Source organism: Litchfieldia alkalitelluris (genome assembly GCF_002153425.1).
GTDB classification, from domain to species: domain Bacteria; phylum Bacillota; class Bacilli; order Bacillales; family Salisediminibacteriaceae; genus Evansella; species Evansella alkalicola.
Map to the genome: position 1 here is coordinate 93,986 of NZ_KZ119600.1, position 18,934 is coordinate 112,919.

Here is an 18,934-nt window from a genome sequence, read left to right on the forward strand (position 1 = left end):
TCCAGCTGCGTTCTATTCTATACAAAAAGGAGAGCATGAAAATGCTCTCCTTTATCGCCCTTCTATAGTGTGGGTTAAGAGATGTTTTTCACCGTTTTAGCTTGCTATTGAGTTGTTAAAAAAGGACAGACTTCTCCCGTTAACAACTAAAACAGCAAATTTTGCACGGATAAAATAAAGGAATTCCATCCAAAATCCATGCACTAAAACAGTATGATTCAACATCCTTCCCCACCTCCGATCCATAAAAGTTAGTCATATTTTACCACTGACTGGAATTTAATTCAATATAGCTACAACAATTATTTAGAGGCAACTCGTTTAATCCAACCCAACTTTCTTTCTAAATTCTGCTAACTTCTCGGCTTCATTAACGATAAAATCGCTAACGATTTCCATATGAATCTCATTCCAACCCTTCGACGGGTTTTCATTCATTTCATGCTCCATTACCTTAAACAATAATACATTAAAAGCGAAAGAATGAAGTCTTTGTTCAACCCAAAACTCATCTTCATTAAGCCTTAAATCTTCAATCTCACTTTGAATGGGATTCAGAGACTCTATATCCATAGCAGCAGCTTCTTCCTCATCCATTTCAGCCCATCCCTCAAGGGAATCATAGGCCCGCTGCAGCGCTTCTTCTCTTGTTACATCGATGCCTAAATCCATGGCTCTATGGATAATTGCTACTTCATAAGATTGATCAACAAAGGCCTGTTCTTCGGCTCTCTCTTTGGATAACCCTCGGTATTCGTGCCTCTCTGTTAATTTTTCATGTTTTTCAACGGAAAATTCACCATCAATTAATAGATCCTCTTGATTTTCTACAGCACCTATTATGGAGTCATACTGATTTTGAAACCAGTTGACGATGCCAGCACCAGCTTTCCCCGCTAATGGAAGGGTTCCAATAATAACCACCGCAAGTATTACACTAGCAACAACTTTGGCTCCCTTATTGGCCCACCAATTAGGGGATTTTGAGCGTGAACTTTTCCCATCTCCATGAGATAATATAGCCTTTTTCATTCGCTTTTTTTGAGATTCTGTGGGGGACATGTTTTCGAAAAAACTCGTTAGTTTCTCTTTATTCATGAAAATCATCTCCTATCTCGAGTCTCAAACGTTTTTTTGCGCTTCGCATTTTAGTTTTGACCGTGTTTAAATTGAGGTTGAGCATGATAGCAATCTCCGCTAATTTATACCCTTCGTAATAATGTAAATACAAGAGCAATCTGTGCGTGGAAGATAGCTTTTTGAGTGCATCTGCCACCTCGCTATACTGGGGTGTTTCTGCACCAAACCACTCCATTCTACTTGAATCAAATCGAACCACTTTCTTCTTCCACCACTTCCGGTGAAGATCAACACATTTGTTTTTTGCAGTCACAATCAGCCACGCTTTCTCATGCTCAGCACTCATGAATCCTGGGTTGCTTTCCATCAACGTAATGAAAACCGTCTGCGCCACATCCTCTGCGTCCTGTTGATTTCCCATCATGGAAAAACAAATTCTGTAAACCATGTCGATGTGCCGCTCATACGCATCTATGATCCTGTCCTCGACTTGCTCGGACACACCATCTTCAACAGCATTCTCTTTCTTCCGCAACTCGGGCCGCTTCATACTCATTCCCCCTTTCATCCATAACACGTATGTGATACGAAAAAGGTTTTATTTAGATAAAATTGTTTAGTTTTAAATAAAACTAATTATGTATCCGGAAACTCTAAAGAATATTAAAAATCAATATTGACTTTATTTTATCAGAGTTTTTACGCCCTAATGATTGTTAGTTAGGACCGTCTCTCAAAAATAATGAACCACTCATACGGAACTATCTATAACGTGCTGATAGTGCCCGAAGCATCATTGAGTCGTGCAGTTCGGGAACTAAATCGTGCTGATAGTGCCCGAAGCATCATTCCGTCGAGGGCTTCGGGAACTATAACGTGCTGATAGTGCCCGAAGCATCATTGAGTCGTGCAGTTCGGGAACTAAATCGTGCTGATAGTGCCCGAAGCATCATTCCGTCGAGGGCTTCGGGCACTAAATCATGTTGATTGTTCCCGAAGCAACAGTGAATCGAGTGGTTCGGGAACTAAAACGTGCTGATAGTGCCCGAAGCATCATTGAGTCGTGTAGTTCGGGAACTAAAACGTGCTGATAGTTCCCGAAGCATCATTCCGTCGAGGGCTTCGGGAACTATAACGTGCTGATAGTGCCCGAAGCAGCTGTCCGTCGAGGGCTTCGGGAACTAAATCGTGTTGATAGTGCCCGAAGCATCATTCCGTCGAGGGCTTCGGGAACTAAATCATGTTTATAGTGCCCGAAGCAGCTGTCCGTCGAGCTCTTCGGGAACTAAATCGTGTTGATAGTGCCCGAAGCATCAGTCCGTCGAGGGCTTCGGGAACTAAATCGTGCTGATAGTGCCCGAAGCATCATTCCGTCGAGTGGTTCGGGAACTAAATCGTGCTGATAGTGCCCGAAGCATCAGTCCGTCGAGCGTTTCGGGCACTATTTCTTGCTGATAGTGCCCGAAGCATCAGTCCGTCGAGGGCTTCGGGCACTATAACGTGCTGATAGTGCCCGAAGCAACAGTGAGTCGAGGGCTTCGGGAACTATAACGTGCTGATAGTGCCCGAAGCATCAGTCCGTCGAGCGCTTCGGGCACTATATCTTGCTGATAGGGCCCGAAACATCAGTGAGTCGAGCGTTTCGGGAACGAAATCGTGCTGATAGTGCCCGAAGCATCATTGCGTCGAGGGCTTCGGGAACTAAATCGTGCTGATCGTGCCCGAAGCATCATTCCGTCGAGGGCTACGGGAACTCAATCGTGCTGATAGTGCCCGCAGCATCAGTCCGTCGAGCGTTTCGGGCACTAATTCGTGCTGATAGTGCCCGAAGCATCAGTCCGTCGAGCGCTTCGGGCACTATATCTTGCTGATAGGGCCCGAAACATCAGTGAGTCGAGCGTTTCGGGAACGAAATCGTGCTGATAGTGCCCGAAGCATCATTGCGTCGAGGGCTTCGGGAACTAAATCGTGCTGATCGTGCCCGAAGCATCATTCCGTCGAGGGCTACGGGAACTCAATCGTGCTGATAGTGCCCGCAGCATCAGTCCGTCGAGCGTTTCGGGCACTAATTCGTGCTGATAGTGCCCGAAGCATCAGTCCGTCGAGCGCTTCGGGCACTATATCTTGCTGATAGGGCCCGAAACATCAGTGAGTCGAGCGTTTCGGGAACGAAATCGTGCTGATAGTGCCCGAAGCATCATTGCGTCGAGGGCTTCGGGAACTAAATCGTGCTGATCGTGCCCGAAGCATCATTCCGTCGAGGGCTACGGGAACTCAATCGTGCTGATAGTGCCCGCAGCATCAGTCCGTCGAGCGTTTCGGGCACTAATTCGTGCTGATAGTGCCCGAAGCATCAGTCCGTCGAGCGCTTCGGGAACTAAATCGTGCTGATAGTGCCCGAAGCATCAGTCCGTCGAGCGTTTCGGGCACTATTTCTTGCTGATAGTGCCCGAAGCATCAGTGAGTCGAGCTTTTCGGGAACTAAATCGTGCTGATAGTGCCCGAAGCATCAGTGAGTCGAGGGCTTCGGGAACTAAATCATGTTGATAGTGCCCGAAGCATCAGTCCGTCGAGGGCTTCGGGAACTATAACGTGTTGATAGTGCCCGAAGCATCGGTGAGTCGAGGGCTTCGGGAACTAAATCGTGCTGATAGTGCCCGAAGCATCAGTCCGTCGAGCGTTTCGGGAACTAAATCGTGTTGATAGTGCCCGAAGCAACAGTGAGTCGAGGGCTTCGGGAACTAAATCGTGCTGATAGTGCCCGAAGCATAAGCCAGGTAAGCCCTTCGGGAACTAATTTCATCATGGTACTGCCCATAACTGAAGAATGTCATAGAATTTGAAAGGTTATATGCCCATATCAATTAAAAAAGCCGATTCCCTTTACGTTTCGTAGGGTAATCGACTTTCCGCCTTTAATCTAATCTGAACATATTACCAACTCTTATTTCTAATATACAATAGCCCGCCGCACAATAAGAGGATACTTCCACCTACAATGACGATAATGAGTGTTTCGGTAGAGTAGAAGATATCTCCTTCCCCACCAAGGATCATGCCTAAGAAGGGTTGTGCCCATGGATACCACGGACCAAATTTTTCCGAATTCGCCACCATAATATTAGGCAAGGTAAAAATAACATTCAGAGCAACAGGCGCTGCAAAGCTAGCCCAAGCAGTGGAAAACCAAAGCTGTAAAGTAACAAGAGGAATACAGGCCAGCCACCCCATAAACACTCTTGTTAGTATCAAGCTCCACGGGAAAGGATCCGTAAATCCATGGATCGAACCAACTCCCAATAGCCCGACAAAAAATAACAATTGAGTCGCAGCAATGATGAGTAGGACAGTAATGAATTTTGTCAGATATATCGCTTCTCGTCTTACAGGCATTGACATGATTTGTTTCCAACCACCTTGATCATGTTCATATCGACAAACGGAAGCGGTGAAAATCCCAGCTAGTAAAGGTAAAAAAAGTACCGCATGAATCATCACCATAGCAAAATAAGGATCAATCCACTGGTTTGTACCGAAGTCAAACATCGAAAAGTATCCAGCCAAAGCAGCGAGTAGGGGACTTACAAAAATCAGTGGCAAGCTATTTGACCCCTTTATTTTCAACCACTCTGCATACATCAGGGAAGGAAGTTGTCGTCCTATTTCAACTATCATTCTAGTTCACATCCCTTCTGTTAAAATCGATAGCACCAACCACTAGACTTAAGAGTCCCACTATTACCCCTAAAAGGACACTTATTTCTGGAATATCCCATTGATTCTCTAAATACGGCCATTTCCAAATTAGCCATTCTGGTCCACCATATAAATATAAGGAAACGACTGCACCAGTAATGCCAAAGGTAAGGGGGGACCCTTGATTTTTCATCGTAACGGATAGCCATAATTGAAGCCCAAGAACAGGCAGTGCTGCGAAATATGGATAAAAGCTATTGATGAGAATCTCTCCATATGGAATGGATTGCTCCCACGAGAACACGTAACCAAATATGATCGTTCCGCCGAAAGTGAGACAGGTAGAAATAAATAATAGAATTCCTGTGACAATAAACTTCGTGAAGTATACACTTATCCGACTTATTGGTAGAGTAAGTACGCGACGCCATGCTCCTGTCTCATGCTCCATTCCTGCGATCAAGGAGGCAAGAAGTGCTGTGCCAAGAAGGATTGCAGGTGTGAGAAAAATATTGATTTGATGAAGAAGCATTTGCCATGGCTCTCTGTCCTGGGCGATCAACCAATCATAACGAACAGCAAAGTTAACAGCTTGCAGGGCAAAAATGCCGATAGGGCCCAAGAAAACAAGGATCCACATACCGACCTTCAGCTTCTTGAATTCCCCCTGCAATAGTTTTAGAATCACGATGTCTGCACCTCCTCTGTCATTTCGAGGAAGATACTTTCGAGAGAGCGCTTTTCCTCCTCTACTCTATACACATCAAACTGGCTTTCTACTAGCGTACGAACAATTGCTGCAACGATCGTTTTATCTACTTCTGGAAAAATAAGATGATTCTCTTCGAACTCCCCTTTATAACCTTTGGTGATAAGGTAGTTCCACGCAGCCTTACAATCATTTGTTTCGATTCGTATTTTGTTTAAAGACTGTTTTCTTAACACCTCAATGTTATCTTGAAAAATGAGTTTTCCCTTTGAAATAATCCCAACCTCTGTAGCGATTTGGTCAATCTCAGAAAGTAAATGACTCGAAACCAAAACGGTCATACCAAACTGCCCAGGCAGACTCTTAATGAGTTCCCGCATTTCAATTATTCCAGACGGGTCTAATCCATTTGTAGGTTCGTCCAAGATTAGTAATTCAGGCTGACCAAGGAGTGCTTGGGCAATGCCTAACCGCTGTTTCATTCCAAGGGAATACCCCTTCACTGGACGGTCTGCATTTTCCTCCAGTTTTACGATTTCAAGAACTTCTTGAATCCTTGATTTCGGTACTTGAAGAATTGCCCTCATGATTTCAAGATTACGTCGAGCAGACAAATGACCATAGTAGGAAGGGGACTCCACCAACGAACCTACCTGTCTTAAAATAGATATTTTATCTTTCTTTAACTCTTTTCCAAAGATAGAAACAGATCCAGCTGATTTTTTAATCAAACCAAGTAACAGCTTAATGACCGTTGTTTTCCCAGCGCCATTCGGTCCCAAGAACCCGTATATGGCCCCTTTAGGAATCTGAATATTCACTTTGTCCACTGCAGTAGTGGACTTAAATTGTTTAGTTAAATTCGTTGTTTTCACAATGTATTGTTTTTCCACTCTTATCACCTCTAACCCCATGATAAGCAATGGAGTTTAAATGAAGAGGTAAAGGAAGTTTAAATTTTGTTTAAAAAGAACGGGACAATAAACGGCGAACCACTTCATAATGATAGATTTTCCATCCATTCACTCAAGTGACTTAACTGCGCATCGATTTCATTCCGCAACGAGACTGCCCAATCATCATAGTTGTCTACTAAGATGGATTCTGGCAGGAAGGTTGGTAACTGTTTGCACAACTCGTATCGAATCTTAGGATCTTTCTCAAGATATGCTTGGCGAACCACGGCTACATAATCGGCTAAATCACATTTTATTTTGTACTGGATTGAAACCGTTCCATGCTGAAACAACAACCCATTCACAGATCCGTTTGGATGCCGTAGCAATTTTGTCAAATGATGAAGGCACACTTTCAAATTTGCTTTTGCTTTATCCTGAGCAAGGTGTGGGAAAAGCTCTTCACACAATATTTCCCGTGTCGTTACTGGGTGAAAGGCTATATAAGTAAGTAACCTCTTGGCATGGCGTTGATTCCAACCGAATTCAATTGGTATAGAATCTATCTCGACACTGAATTTGTTTAATAAATGAATGTCCAAAATGGGAACTCTTCGCGATTCTATTTGCTCTTCTGGCTGAAAAACCATTTGAATAAATTGCTGTGATTCTTTTCGGGAGAAATGATCGACACTAATCCTAGTTGCAAATAGTCTAACCCATTCCGTCACTAATTCAGGTTGCTCTAAAAATAGAAGGAAAGACGCATTGGGAACGGTGATATGCGTGCTGTTTTGCAATAGAAAAGAACTTGCATTAAGAAATGAAGTTGTACTTGTCATATTCAATTCGCCAGTTAATAGAAGGACTGGACATGATACATCTGCAAGTTCTAGAAGCAGTGTTGAATTCGAAGTTAACTCAACTATGTTGGAAAAATGCCCTGCTGGGTAGCTGAGCAAAACATTGAAATAATGTCTGAGGTCAGTATTCTCCGGACCAAGTGTCGTATATCCTTTTAATAGTTCTTTATACTGGTGGAGAAAGTGGGGATGCCCCGCTTCCATCGTCTGTTTCATATGTGGAAATACGTGCCGTGCTAAATGGGAGTGTGCATTATTTTTTGACATATATGGAAGGGACATGAGTGTAAGGGCTTTGACATGGTCGGGATACGCGCGGGCGTACTTCACTGCTAAATGTGTACCATATCCAAATGCGATAATATGAATATTTGATAGCCCGAGCCTTGTAATGAGTCTTTCTATATCTTCACACAAAACTTCCCATGTAATCGGCCCCTCCTCATAACCATAACGACTTTGGCCATGCCCCCGAATATCGTACTGGACAACAGAAAAATCCATTACAAGTAATTCTGAAAAACGCTTCCAGCATGAGGAATCAAGTGCGAGTCCATGAATGAGCAAAAGTACCTCCTTGCTCTCACCCCTACACTCATTCCATTGATAATACATGTTATGTCCATTTACTAATTCTAAAGGCATGTTTTCCCCTCCTGTTTACATAAAGTTACATAATATTTCGACAATAAAGCTTATTCCCCCTTCTTTTTGTTACCTTCTTGTTACCGATCATTAGTTAAAATGAACTAGAAGTAGCTAGAAGGCTCAAAATACATTGAATCAGAAAGGAAAGTAATGTCCTTAATGATTATCGTTTTGCATGCTATTTGACGAATGTTCGTCCAGATGAAAACTAATGTAATAATTGCGAGAATTTTGAAAAAGGTGGTAAAATTGTATATATATTGTTCACTGGGGGAGGACGTTGGAGATGTTAAGGCTAGAGGAATCTTTGGACAAAATGTGGTATTTATCAAAAATAGGGTTCTTTGAGTTTCTTCCACAAGAAGATTTAGAGAAACTAGGACCAATCATCCACCATAGGGATATTAAAAAGAATACAGTGATACAGAAACCAGATACGGTGGAGCGAAAACTTTTCTTTGTGAAGGAAGGCGCCCTAAAAATATACACGATAAATGAAGCGGGAAAAGTTTTTACCATCAGTCTATTAGGCCCTTATAGCACGTATGGACAGTTAAGTTCATTCTCCTTAGGTACGGAAAATGTCTTTATCGAAACATTATGTGATGTACATCTTTGCTCTATTACAGAGGAGGATTTTCAAAAACTATTGAAGGACTATCCTGACCTCGTTTTTAAAGCGATGGAAATCTTAACAAAGCGATTGCATGAAAGGGAAAAAATGCTTCAGATGATTGCGACCGGAAGTGTAAAAGAACAAATCATGCACCTCCTTGTGTCTATGGCAGATACATATGGAAAGAAGGATAATGCGTTTGTAGATATTCCTATCCCCTTGTCCCATCAAGAAATTGCAAACATGCTTGGAGTAACTAGGGAATCAGTTTCTACAAATATGTGTCGTCTCAAAAAAGAAGGAATGATCCGAAGCACAGGGAAAAAGACAATCGAAGTGAAGCAACTCCAATCACTTAACTAAAAATTCAGTAAATTAATATTAAACTGTGAAATAGATTACAGAAATAAATCAATTCCTGTTGTATACTTACCAACAGTGTACGTGTAGATCGTGACTATTATTGGAGGGGGTTTAGGGTGTTAAAGGAGAAGCAAATTAAAATGATCCAATTGCAAAGATCAGAAGGTACGGAGAAAGATCTAGATCCTGAATGGGTAGCTCTTATGAAAGAAGCAAAGTCGATCGGACTCACTAGTGAAGAAGTGAGGGTATTTTTAAAATCTCCTTATGCTATAAAAAAATAAGATTCATGTAAGTTCAGAGTGTGGGGCTCTGGACTTTTTGTTTTTCATAGACTAGCAGTTGTGAAAGCGAAGTAAACCGGAGTTTGTTCTAACAATGCCTATTTCCACCGTAGCTATTAAAAAGGTACAATAAAACTAACAAATGAAAAATTGCAAAATGAAGGTAGATAGATAAGATTAGGGGACGGGAGGGCAAAACAATATGAATAAATCACGCAGAAGATTAGTTTACGGAGTGGTACTAGGAATTGTAGCTGTTACTTCATTTATTGTAATCGTTGGTTGTCAGTCAAGCTCGAAAGAAGAAAAAAATATGGTACATAGCCCTGGAGGACAATACCCTTTCTATGAAGAGGTAGAGCAATTGTATACAAATGCTGATATCGTAGTTGAGGGCAAGGTTCAATCATCTGAAGCCAAAGAGGTTGTGACATCTACTGAGCTTAATGATTCAGAAATCACGACAGTATCACAATTTGAAGTTTCAACTGTTTATAAGGGGGAAGTTTCGGTTGGCGAGATGCTTGAAGTGAAGCAAAGTGGCGGTGAAACGGAGGATACGATTTTTGTGGTGGAGGGGGAACAGTACCTTGCTTCGGGAAAATCCTACGTATTGTTCCTTAATTCCTATGGCTACTTAATACACCCTGAGAAAGGACAATATGTAGTGGGTGAGGATAACGAGCTGGAGTCGGTGGAGGGAAATGATTTTGTTTTGACAAGGGAAGATTTAGAATACTAGTTTTTTAAAAAAATAGAGTTTGCAGATAAAATTGAGTGTGCAAATTAAATTGAGTTTGGTATTTAAAAATAGATTGCCAATAAAAGTAGAGTTTGCATATAAAAAGAGTTTTCATATTAAACAGGTGCTGTGATATCGCAGTACCTGTTTTTTATATAGGTCTGGAAAGTCTCAATAAATGAGGGATTTACTATAAAATGGTACGGAGTTACTCATTGGCAGATCGTCAACACTTTTGTTAATAATTGTGATTTTTACTTAGTGATTTGTGTCCAAAAAGTTTGCAATTGGTTCATAAAATATACACACATAGTTGCTTAATATCATTAATAAATATGATAAAATTCTATGTGTGAAAACTATCACAAGTTAAAATTTTAACTATCAGGAGGAGAAATTACAATGAAAATTAAAGCTTTGCTAGGTTTAGCTTTATCAGCACTTATTTTTGCAGCTTGTTCCGTAGATGAGCCAGAGGCAGATGCAGCAGAAGAAGCAGCTGGAGAAGACGCAGTATCAGGAGCTACACAAGTAATCGTTACTGATGAAGATTCATTCTTTAATGGTGTAAGTGAAAACGGAGCATGGATCATTATCTTTAACGACGATTTAACTGTTGATGAAGATATAGTATTAGCAGGTGTACACACTCACCGTGATGAGCCAGCTCGTAAGTTAGCTTTATATGAGCAAGATGCAGACCGTAATGTTACTGAGAGATTTACTTTAACTGCACCATCTTTAACTGTACAAAGCCCTAACACTCGTATCCAAGGTGGTACATTCGCAGGTGATGTTTTAGTAGAAGCTGAAGGTTTCAGTGTTGTAAATGCAACTGTTGAAGGAAATGTATATTTTGCTAGCCAAGAACTAATGGATTCCGCAGAAATTGGTGAAGATGGCGAAGTAACTGGTGCTTGGGAAGTAAACGAAGATAAAGCTACAGTAGCTGATGCAGTAACTGGAGCTACACAAGTAGTTGTAACTGATGAAGATTCATTTTTACAAGGTATTAGTGAAAACGGAGCATGGATCGTTATTTTCAACGACGATTTAACTGTTGATGAAGATGTAGTATTAGCAGGTGTGCACACACACCGTGACGAGCCAGCTCGTAAATTAGCTCTATATGAGCAAGATGCAGATCGTAACGTAACTGCTAGATTTACATTAAATGTACCATCATTAACTGTACAAAGCCCTAACACTCGTATCCAAGGTGGTACGGTTGCTGGTGATGTTTTCGTAGAAGCTGAAGGTTTCAGTGTAGTAAATGCTACAGTTGACGGAAACGTATACTTTGCAAGTCAAGAATTACTAGATGCTGCTGAAATCGGTGAAGATGGCGAAGTAACTGGTGCTTGGGAAGTACAATAATACATTAGTTTGTTAAAAAGTGAACAGGTTGATTGGCTGATTTTGTTGGCCGATCTACCTGTTTTTTTGTTTGTTTGGGTGAGAGGGAATGTCGCCAGGAGAGTGAACTGACGACAAAACAGAAGCAGGTAGCAGGTGAAATGTCGTTAGTATGAGGATCTAACGACAAAACGGAATTAGGTAGAGCTGGAATTGTCGTTAGTTCAAAGATCTAACGACAAAACAGCTAGAATTCAAAGGAGAGGTGTCGCCAAAGCAAACAGTAGTTCTCTACGGCATAAACCGGTGCCACTCGAAAGCATGCCCCATAACATAAAACCAACCTAGATCGAGCTTAAAAACTGCAATTAAACATAAATATAGATATAATTGATGACAATAAAAAGCGCACAAGCAAGGAGTGACAACAACCGAATGAGCAAAAAAATAGAAAAATGTAATATCAACGATTTAACAATGCTCCAAAAACTAAGCATAGAAACATTCCACGATACTTTTAAGGAGCAAAACTCACCAGAAAATATGAAAGCTTACCTGGAGAAAGCTTTTAACTTTAAACAACTAGAAAGGGAACTAATCAACATACATTCGGAGTTCTATTTCGTTTACCATAATGATGAAGTTGCTGGATACTTAAAGATAAATACCGAAGATGCCCAGTCAGAAAATATGGGAAAGGAAGCGTTGGAAATAGAGAGGATCTACGTAAAGACACAATTTCAAAACCACGGACTAGGAAAATTTCTATTTAATAAAGCGCTAGAAATCGCAAAAGAAAATAACAAAAAGAAAGTTTGGCTAGGGGTTTGGGAAAAGAACGAAAACGCTATTTCCTTTTATAAGAAGATGGGGTTCCAAAAAGTTGGTGCACATTCTTTTTACATGGGTGATGAAGAGCAAGTGGACTATATCATGTCCAAAACACTCATAGAGTAGAAAGAATAAAAATGTATAAAAACGCAAAAAAATATCATCAAAAAAATGACTCAGTTCCTCACTATTCGAAGAACTAAGTCATTATGATTCGTACAATCGCGAAATCGCGAGTTATAATATTTGGCATATGATGTGCAATTTGTGAAATTTCAATTAGGAAATACGATCGATCTGCGTTATGTGGATATACCAATTGTCATTACGACAACAATAACGACAGCAGTTTTCCCCGCATCGCGAAAAACTAAGTTCTATTTCTCTATGAAACTAGACTCTTCTATCTAGTAATCTCGTCATAATATCTAATAGGATTGCTTTATGCTCACCGTCGGGCATTCTATTTAAGTGTTTCTTAGCCTTTTGCGTATATCTTTCAGCAAGGGCTTGTGCTTTTTCTACCCCGCGGTAGCGGCTGATCAGTTCAGAAATCTCAACCATGTCATCATCGGTTAAGGCTTCTTTTTTCTCCAGCAAAGGCATAAATGCACTTGCATTCTCTTGCATTGCATAGATCAATGGCAGGGTGTAAACACCTTGGCGAATGTCATTCATTACAGGTTTTCCAAGGGTAACTTGCTCCCCGTTATAATCTAGTATATCGTCCTTGATTTGAAAAGCCATACCAATATAGTGTCCCATATTCCAAGCATTCATCGCATCAGCACGCTTTGCACCACTTTCAATGGCACCAGAGTAGCAGCTGATTGCGAAAAGCTGAGCTGTTTTACCAGCAACGCGAGATAAATAACTCTTTACACTAACACTTGGCTTAAAGCGTGAGTTTAACTGTGCCAATTCCCCACCAAGAATTTTTTCCATACTACGAGAGTTAAATTCAAGATGTGCGAGTGAAGTTGCATAACGGGAAAGGATATTAAAACAAATACAGAATAAATAGTCACCAGAATAAATAGCAAATTTATTGTCATATTGCGTGTGCAAAGTTGCGCGACCGTGACGTGTATCAGATTCATCAATGACATCATCGTGAACGAGTGTAGCCATGTGCAAAGTCTCTAAAGCAGCAGCTACAGCAATACTCTTATCTTTATTATGCTCTGGACCAACTTGAGAGCATAGAAGGGAAAAGGCTGGACGAAGTAGCTTTCCTCCTGAATGCACAAGTTCCTTCAGCGTCGTTTCAACTTTTTTATCTCGAACACGAATATGTGACTCAATTAATTCAAGTACGGAAGCTAAATCAGCTTTTAAATTTGGGTGTGTATCCCACATTTGGTGTATACGCATTGTACTCCCTCTTTCTACATCTTAATTGGGTTGTTCCCCTGATTCTCGTAAATATCTATAGTAATGAAGTTTCTTTACATGGGTTAATAGGTAGTTTGCAGCAATACCAACAGCAATTCCTGACAAAACAGCTATAAAAGATAAGACTGGCAGATAGAGAAGGACGGTCCAAGTTTGAGCAATCCAACTAGCTACAAGCAGTTGTCCCACATTATGCAAGATGGCACCAGTTACACTAACTCCGATCATACTTACTCTAGAAGGACCTAGTTTGTGAACTGCCCACATACCGATGAAGCTTAGGACAGCGCCAGATGCACTGTACATAAACGTGGACATTGTACCTCCCAACAAGGAAGTTAATACAAGGCGTATTCCAACAACTTTGCCTGCATCCCTTGTAGACAAGGTATAGATGGCCATCACAGTGATGATATTTGCCAAACCAAGCTTGGCCCCAGGTGCAATGGCAAATGGAAACGGGATAGCCCTTTCCAATAGGCCAATAATGACGGCTTGAGAAGCCAATAAGGCAATGTATACGAGACGTTGGTTTTTTGTCATAATCTCTACTTCCTATCGTTAAAACCTATTAATAGCTGATAATGATATCCTCAGTTTCTGAATTTCCTTGAACAGCTTTAATCTCTATAAAAACACGGTGGTGCAAACAAATAATCGTTTGGCCTGGTCTTGAAATATAGTTAGTTAGTACACACACTTGGTCAGGACAGTCAGAAACCTTCATTCTAATTTGATTATCTAGAATTTCAATTTGATGGCTGTCATGACATGGAATATCATCTAAATCTAAAATTTCATGTCCTATATTTCCAGTGAGTGTGACCTCTTTTATCACCTTATTATCTACAGAAATAACAGCGATAAACTCTGAGTTATCTTCTGATATTCCTGCCTGCTGATAGCTGAAAACAGCAGAAGGTAGGAAAGATAATAGTAGAAGAGTGATAATAACCACCCAATCCCATCTTTTTACGATTTGAAAAAACGACATATCCTTCCTCCCTTCTTATGTTTTCAATAAATCCAACGGCTGGCCATTAAAACGAAGGAGGACCTTGCATTCTAATGGCAGCACTTGTTGGATATTTCACATACACAATAATATTAAGAAGCTTTTTTCACTTTTTCTCCTGCACCAGCATTCGCGTGGTCAAAGTCAGTGTAAATTGCTCGCTCCTTACCGTACCACCAGTCGCCAACTTTTCTTTGTAGGAAAGGTACAACCCAGTAGTCTAGACCCATCGTACGACCAGATCCGTTCATTAGTGCAATGGAAGCAGGTAATACCCAAAGCTGTCCCCAGCCAAGCATTGCAGTTAATGTAAACATTGCGATAAGTGCAGCACTTGCAGCACCAGCTAACCAAGTAAATAATCCAAATACGATGGCTAAACCAACACCGATTTCGACTAGTAACATGAATTTTTGCATGAATACTGACATTTCAGGTGTAGGTACGGAAATTCTCATTGCCCACTCCATGAAGAAAGGCATTTCGCTTAAAATAGGTGAAGCCCATTCACTTGCATCAGCGGAAGCACTTGTCATTCCGTCCGGATGTAACCATTCGAATGGCATGTTCACTTGGTTTGTTGTTACCCAAGAATCGCTACCGAATCCTGTGAATAGTTGCGGTAAACTTGATAGACTAGCTGTAGCTTGTTCCCACTTTTCATAACCCCATACTTTTTTGGCCGATTCCACTAACCAGAAACCACCGACGAATAATCGTAATGGGAGACTCCATAATACGTTCCCGAATCTAGTAGGCAAGCCGCGGAAGACATTACGCTTATCTTTCGTATGGAAAAACTCGTGTGCAACATATTGCCACATATAATAGCCACTTCTTAGTCCGAAGAAGTAATATAAATTCACTAAGTGCTTTACAAGGTTGGATAGCCATCCACTTAAATGAATACCATTTAAGTCGGCAACTCCGTAACGGGCTCCGATAGATACCATAATCCCGTGATACTTACCTTTAAATTCAACCTTTTCTCCACCACTGATATCAGCAGCAATGTTTTTTGCAGCTGTAGCCGCAGTTTGTTCTGCCGCTTCAACGATCTGTGGTGTAGGTGTGTCAGGCTCTTCTTCGAAATAGGCAAGATCTCCTACCACATAAACATCTTCTAATCCTTCAGCCTCCATGTGTGCATTAACCTTTAGGCGTCCTGCACGTCCTCTCGTCATACCGTAATCTTCTGTATCTGAGTTAGCTTGAACACCAGCAGTCCAGATAAGTGTATGAGTTGGAATTACTTCACCAGATTTTAAGATAACGTGGTCAGCATTTACTTCAATGATTGGTGACTTCTTAAGTACTTCTACACCTTTTTTCACTAAATATGCTTCTGCTTTGTTTGCATCTTTGCGGTCAAGCATATTTAAGATCGTTGGTGCAGCCTCAATTACTTGTAAAGTGATTTCACTTTCATCAATTTTATTGTCTTTTGCTAGTCTTTCTTTCCATTCAACTAGCTCACCTACCATTTCAATTCCTGTAAAACCTGAGCCGCAAACGCTGAACGTAAGCATTGCTTTTCTTGTGTCTTCGTCATGAATTGTAGCGGCTTTACGAACAGTTGATTCAATATGGTGACGCAATCTGATCGCATCTTCCATGGACCAAAGTGTAAATCCATGCTCTTCAACACCTGGAGTTCCAAAATCATTTGGCTCTCCACCCATTCCTAAAATTAAGTAATCAAAATCAAATTCTGCATGTTCTGTAACAACGCGCTTCTTCTTGTGATCCACATGTGTCACATTGTCTGTGATTAGTTTCACTTTTGTTCTGTTAAATAAGCGACGTAAGTCTAGTTGAACAGCATCAGGTTCAACACGGTGTGCTGCAACTTCGTGTAATTCTGTCATCATTGTGTGATAAGAATGACGGTCTATTAATGTAATAGAAACGGACTCATCTTTCTTGTATTGCTTTGCTAACATTTTTGCTGCATGAACACCAGCATAGCCAGCACCAACAATGACAATGTTTTTCTTTTCTGCCATTTGTATTTCACTCCTTTTAGAGATTAGTAACTTTATAGTTGATTTTCTTTTGTGAAATCATGAACATGTTACTATGAAATTTTACAACTTTTTATCAAGTAATGTCTATGAAGTTCACGGAATAGTAACAAATTTTTAGTGATAAAAAGTTCATAATAATAACATATTTCCAAAGTTAACTCTAGAACTTACACTCATATCAATCTTTCTCGCATATTTACTAGGTTTATAGAGGTTTTCCCTATATAGACACCTTTTATATGTGGTGTTATACTAACTCTGAATCTGTGATGTTTTTCACAATGTAACAATGTAATTATGAATGATATGTATGTTTTATATAAGGAAGGAGTTTGCGCATCATGAAAAAAAGAGTGTGTTTAAGTTTCATTATAGTAGTGATAATTCTAACGGGGTGTCTATCGTCCAGTGCAGAAGAGATGAAGAATAATCCTCACCGTGAGACAGAGATATTGATGGGTACAGTAGTAACTTTAAGGATTTACGATAATGACAAAGAGTATGTAATGGAAGAGGCATTTGAAAGAATCAGAGTGCTTGAAGATGTTATGTCAGTGAACGTTGAGGGATCTGAGATTGATAGAATTAATCAGGCTGCTGGTATAGAACCAGTGGAAGTCTCAGATAAAGTATTTAAGCTCATTCAAGATGGCGTTTACTACGGTGCAGATACAGATGGGATTTTTGATATTACCATAGGGCCCCTTACTTCTTTATGGCAAATTGGATCAGATGAAGCAAGGAAGCCTTCACAAGATGAACTCGATGAAGTTCTTCCATTAATAGACTATGAAAAAATAGTACTAGATGAAGAGAATCAGACTGTATTTTTACAAGAAGCAGGAATGAGGCTTGACACAGGGGGAATAGCGAAAGGATATATCGCAGATCTATTAGTTGATTTATTCATGGAGAAGGAAGTCGAATCTGCCATTATTGACCTAGGTGGCGATATTTATGTTATCGGTGAAAACCCGTCAGGAAGAGAATTTACTATTGGGATACAAGACCCATTAACAACTAGGGGACAATCACTAGGGAATATTCAAGTGAAGGATAAATCGATCGTTACTTCAGGAATTTATGAGCGTTTTATAGAGGTGGACGGAGTGGAATATCATCATATATTAGATCCATATACAGGTTATCCGATCATGAATGAATTAGCTGGTGTAACAATTATTTCGGAAAACACCATTGATGGAGATGCATTATCCACAGCAGTTTTCGCAAAAGGTCTGCTAGATGGGTTGGAATATGTAGAGGAATTGGAAGGTGTAGATGCTATCTTCGTAACTCGCGATAATGAAGTGTATATTTCGTCAGGCATCACAGGTCAGTTTGAATTAACGAATGATGCGTTCAACATAATAGGAAACTAGTAAGTGCTGGAAGGAGGAAGGATCATGTCATTCTCAACGTTTTTGAAGCTTGTGGAAATCCAAACAAAAATAGCAAGTGTATTCCCATTTTTAGTAGGCTCTTTATTCGTCTATTACCGCTACGATACGTTTAACTTATTGACGACCTTTATATTCTTTTGTTCCATGTTGTTATTCGACTTAACGACAACGGCAATCAATAATTATATGGATTATCGAAAAGCAACTACGGACACATATAGAAGAGAAAGAAATATTATTGGACAGAAGCAAATTCCTGAATGGCTAGTAATTACAACAATCTTAAGCTTATTGGTGGTCGCAACAGGTCTAGGATTGTGGCTAGTAGCTTTAACCGATCTAATCGTATTATTTATCGGTATGGCTTGCTTTGCTATCGGTATTTTATATACATTTGGCCCGATTCCATTATCGCGCATGCCACTTGGTGAGGCGTTTTCTGGTGGAGCGATGGGCTTTGGAATTATCTTTTTAGTCGTCTATGTTAACGCTTATGATCAAGGGATTGCACAGTTTATATGGGAAGGACAGCAGATTAGTTTTTACGCCAATATTGTCTTACTGTTTGAGATCGCATTAATATCGATCCCTAGCATGCTGACCATTGCTAATTTGATGCTGGCAAATAACATCTGTGATCTAGAAGAGGATATTGCTAACCATCGCTTCACATTGCCATACTATTTAGGGAAACGCTGGTCACTAGTGCTATTTAACTTCTTATATGTCGTTTCATTCTTATCAATTGTTGCGGCAGTGGTATTGAATATTCTTCCTCCAGTTATGTTACTATCGTTATTCATTATTTATCCTGTTTACTCATTAGTGCGTAAATTTAATGCGAAACAGGTGAAGTCAGAAACCTTTGAAGTTGCGGTGAAAAACTTAGTCCTAGTCAATGGATCAAGCGTCGCCCTACTCATCGTATCCGTGTTGATTTTTTAGGCTAAGTGAAAAATGTAATCGTAGAGTTGGAGTTCGCTACAGTCCACTCGCTTTCCGCGGGCGGC

General features: G+C 40.4%; 18 protein-coding genes. 7 read left to right on the forward strand and 11 right to left on the reverse strand.

Annotated features, from left to right (window positions below; all coding sequences use genetic code 11):
* Window positions 1-96: 96 nt before the first annotated feature.
* The 7 genes from BW724_RS24350 to BW724_RS00585 form a co-directional block, all read right to left on the reverse strand.
* Window positions 97-246 carry an RAxF-45 family protein gene (locus BW724_RS24350; protein WP_328588679.1) on the reverse strand — a complete coding sequence of 50 codons (150 nt, stop codon included), beginning with the start codon at window positions 244-246 and terminating at the stop codon, window positions 97-99.
* A 75-nt stretch (window positions 247-321) separates the two neighbouring features.
* Window positions 322-1,098, reverse strand: a complete 777-nt coding sequence (locus tag BW724_RS00560; protein ID WP_088073177.1) for a hypothetical protein — start codon at window positions 1,096-1,098, stop codon at window positions 322-324.
* The gene (locus BW724_RS00565) at window positions 1,091-1,630 is read right to left on the reverse strand and encodes an RNA polymerase sigma factor (RefSeq protein ID WP_176371237.1); all 540 of its coding nucleotides are present in this window, start codon (window positions 1,628-1,630) and stop codon (window positions 1,091-1,093) included. The genes BW724_RS00560 and BW724_RS00565 overlap by 8 nt, the downstream gene beginning before the upstream one ends.
* Window positions 1,631-4,014: 2,384 nt before the next feature.
* Window positions 4,015-4,755, reverse strand: a complete 741-nt coding sequence (locus BW724_RS00570; RefSeq protein ID WP_088073179.1) for an ABC transporter permease — start codon at window positions 4,753-4,755, stop codon at window positions 4,015-4,017.
* A 1-nt stretch (window position 4,756) separates the two neighbouring features.
* Window positions 4,757-5,464: an ABC transporter permease gene (locus tag BW724_RS00575; RefSeq protein WP_088073180.1), complete on the reverse strand. Its 708-nt coding sequence runs from the start codon at window positions 5,462-5,464 to the stop codon at window positions 4,757-4,759.
* On the reverse strand, window positions 5,461-6,378 hold the full coding sequence (locus tag BW724_RS00580; protein WP_417891432.1) for an ABC transporter ATP-binding protein: 918 nt from the start codon (window positions 6,376-6,378) through the stop codon (window positions 5,461-5,463). The genes BW724_RS00575 and BW724_RS00580 overlap by 4 nt, the downstream gene beginning before the upstream one ends.
* Before the next feature lie 104 nt (window positions 6,379-6,482).
* A complete protein-coding gene (locus BW724_RS00585; protein ID WP_088073182.1) occupies window positions 6,483-7,889 on the reverse strand; it encodes an alpha/beta fold hydrolase in 1,407 nt (468 codons plus the stop codon).
* 289 nt (window positions 7,890-8,178) lie between these two features.
* Here BW724_RS00585 and BW724_RS00590 point away from each other — a divergent pair, with 289 nt between their 5' ends.
* From BW724_RS00590 to BW724_RS00610, 5 genes are all read left to right on the forward strand, one after another.
* Window positions 8,179-8,871, forward strand: coding sequence for a Crp/Fnr family transcriptional regulator (locus tag BW724_RS00590; RefSeq protein ID WP_088073183.1), 693 nt, complete (start codon window positions 8,179-8,181; stop codon window positions 8,869-8,871).
* A gap of 116 nt (window positions 8,872-8,987) precedes the next feature.
* Window positions 8,988-9,155 (forward strand): anti-repressor SinI family protein, encoded by a 168-nt coding sequence (locus BW724_RS00595; protein ID WP_088073184.1) that lies wholly within the window; start codon window positions 8,988-8,990, stop codon window positions 9,153-9,155.
* Between the two features lie 202 nt (window positions 9,156-9,357).
* Window positions 9,358-9,897 (forward strand): hypothetical protein, encoded by a 540-nt coding sequence (locus BW724_RS00600; protein WP_088073185.1) that lies wholly within the window; start codon window positions 9,358-9,360, stop codon window positions 9,895-9,897.
* A 402-nt stretch (window positions 9,898-10,299) separates the two neighbouring features.
* Window positions 10,300-11,274 carry a hypothetical protein gene (locus tag BW724_RS00605; protein WP_088073186.1) on the forward strand — a complete coding sequence of 325 codons (975 nt, stop codon included), beginning with the start codon at window positions 10,300-10,302 and terminating at the stop codon, window positions 11,272-11,274.
* Window positions 11,275-11,688: 414 nt separating this feature from the next.
* Window positions 11,689-12,210 carry a spermidine/spermine N(1)-acetyltransferase gene (locus BW724_RS00610; RefSeq protein WP_088073187.1) on the forward strand — a complete coding sequence of 174 codons (522 nt, stop codon included), beginning with the start codon at window positions 11,689-11,691 and terminating at the stop codon, window positions 12,208-12,210.
* 267 nt (window positions 12,211-12,477) lie between these two features.
* On the opposite strand, the gene BW724_RS00615 is transcribed toward BW724_RS00610, so the two are convergent.
* From BW724_RS00615 to BW724_RS00630, 4 genes are all read right to left on the reverse strand, one after another.
* Entirely contained in the window at window positions 12,478-13,458 is a 981-nt protein-coding gene (locus BW724_RS00615; protein WP_088073188.1) for a polyprenyl synthetase family protein, read from the reverse strand.
* Between the two features lie 21 nt (window positions 13,459-13,479).
* Entirely contained in the window at window positions 13,480-14,022 is a 543-nt protein-coding gene (locus BW724_RS00620; protein ID WP_088073189.1) for a Gx transporter family protein, read from the reverse strand.
* 28 nt (window positions 14,023-14,050) lie between these two features.
* A complete protein-coding gene (locus BW724_RS00625) occupies window positions 14,051-14,473 on the reverse strand; it encodes a NusG domain II-containing protein (RefSeq protein WP_088073190.1) in 423 nt (140 codons plus the stop codon).
* A gap of 113 nt (window positions 14,474-14,586) precedes the next feature.
* Window positions 14,587-16,500, reverse strand: a complete 1,914-nt coding sequence (locus tag BW724_RS00630) for an NAD(P)/FAD-dependent oxidoreductase (RefSeq protein WP_088073191.1) — start codon at window positions 16,498-16,500, stop codon at window positions 14,587-14,589.
* Window positions 16,501-16,862: 362 nt separating this feature from the next.
* On the opposite strand from BW724_RS00630, the gene BW724_RS00635 reads away from it, so the two are divergent.
* Together BW724_RS00635 and menA are read left to right on the forward strand one after the other, a co-directional pair.
* Window positions 16,863-17,903, forward strand: coding sequence for an FAD:protein FMN transferase (locus BW724_RS00635; RefSeq protein ID WP_088073192.1), 1,041 nt, complete (start codon window positions 16,863-16,865; stop codon window positions 17,901-17,903).
* A 24-nt stretch (window positions 17,904-17,927) separates the two neighbouring features.
* On the forward strand, window positions 17,928-18,869 hold the full coding sequence (gene menA, locus BW724_RS00640; RefSeq protein ID WP_088073193.1) for a 1,4-dihydroxy-2-naphthoate polyprenyltransferase: 942 nt from the start codon (window positions 17,928-17,930) through the stop codon (window positions 18,867-18,869).
* Window positions 18,870-18,934 lie beyond the last annotated feature (65 nt).

Excerpts from the sequence above, each read along its gene's own strand:
- BW724_RS00590 (WP_088073183.1), top strand. The coding sequence starts at position 8,179 with ATGTTAAGGCTAGAGGAATCTTTGGACAAAATGTGGTATTTATCAAAA.
- BW724_RS00605 (WP_088073186.1), top strand. The coding sequence starts at position 10,300 with ATGAAAATTAAAGCTTTGCTAGGTTTAGCTTTATCAGCACTTATTTTT.
- BW724_RS00585 (WP_088073182.1), bottom strand. The coding sequence starts at position 7,889 with ATGCCTTTAGAATTAGTAAATGGACATAACATGTATTATCAATGGAAT.
- BW724_RS00630 (WP_088073191.1), bottom strand. The coding sequence starts at position 16,500 with ATGGCAGAAAAGAAAAACATTGTCATTGTTGGTGCTGGCTATGCTGGT.
- BW724_RS24350 (WP_328588679.1), bottom strand. The coding sequence starts at position 246 with ATGGATCGGAGGTGGGGAAGGATGTTGAATCATACTGTTTTAGTGCAT.
- BW724_RS00610 (WP_088073187.1), top strand. The coding sequence starts at position 11,689 with ATGAGCAAAAAAATAGAAAAATGTAATATCAACGATTTAACAATGCTC.
- BW724_RS00565 (WP_176371237.1), bottom strand. The coding sequence starts at position 1,630 with ATGAAGCGGCCCGAGTTGCGGAAGAAAGAGAATGCTGTTGAAGATGGT.
- BW724_RS00600 (WP_088073185.1), top strand. The coding sequence starts at position 9,358 with ATGAATAAATCACGCAGAAGATTAGTTTACGGAGTGGTACTAGGAATT.
- BW724_RS00620 (WP_088073189.1), bottom strand. The coding sequence starts at position 14,022 with ATGACAAAAAACCAACGTCTCGTATACATTGCCTTATTGGCTTCTCAA.
- BW724_RS00615 (WP_088073188.1), bottom strand. The coding sequence starts at position 13,458 with ATGCGTATACACCAAATGTGGGATACACACCCAAATTTAAAAGCTGAT.
- menA (WP_088073193.1), top strand. The coding sequence starts at position 17,928 with ATGTCATTCTCAACGTTTTTGAAGCTTGTGGAAATCCAAACAAAAATA.
- BW724_RS00570 (WP_088073179.1), bottom strand. The coding sequence starts at position 4,755 with ATGATAGTTGAAATAGGACGACAACTTCCTTCCCTGATGTATGCAGAG.
- BW724_RS00560 (WP_088073177.1), bottom strand. The coding sequence starts at position 1,098 with ATGAATAAAGAGAAACTAACGAGTTTTTTCGAAAACATGTCCCCCACA.
- BW724_RS00635 (WP_088073192.1), top strand. The coding sequence starts at position 16,863 with ATGAAAAAAAGAGTGTGTTTAAGTTTCATTATAGTAGTGATAATTCTA.
- BW724_RS00625 (WP_088073190.1), bottom strand. The coding sequence starts at position 14,473 with ATGTCGTTTTTTCAAATCGTAAAAAGATGGGATTGGGTGGTTATTATC.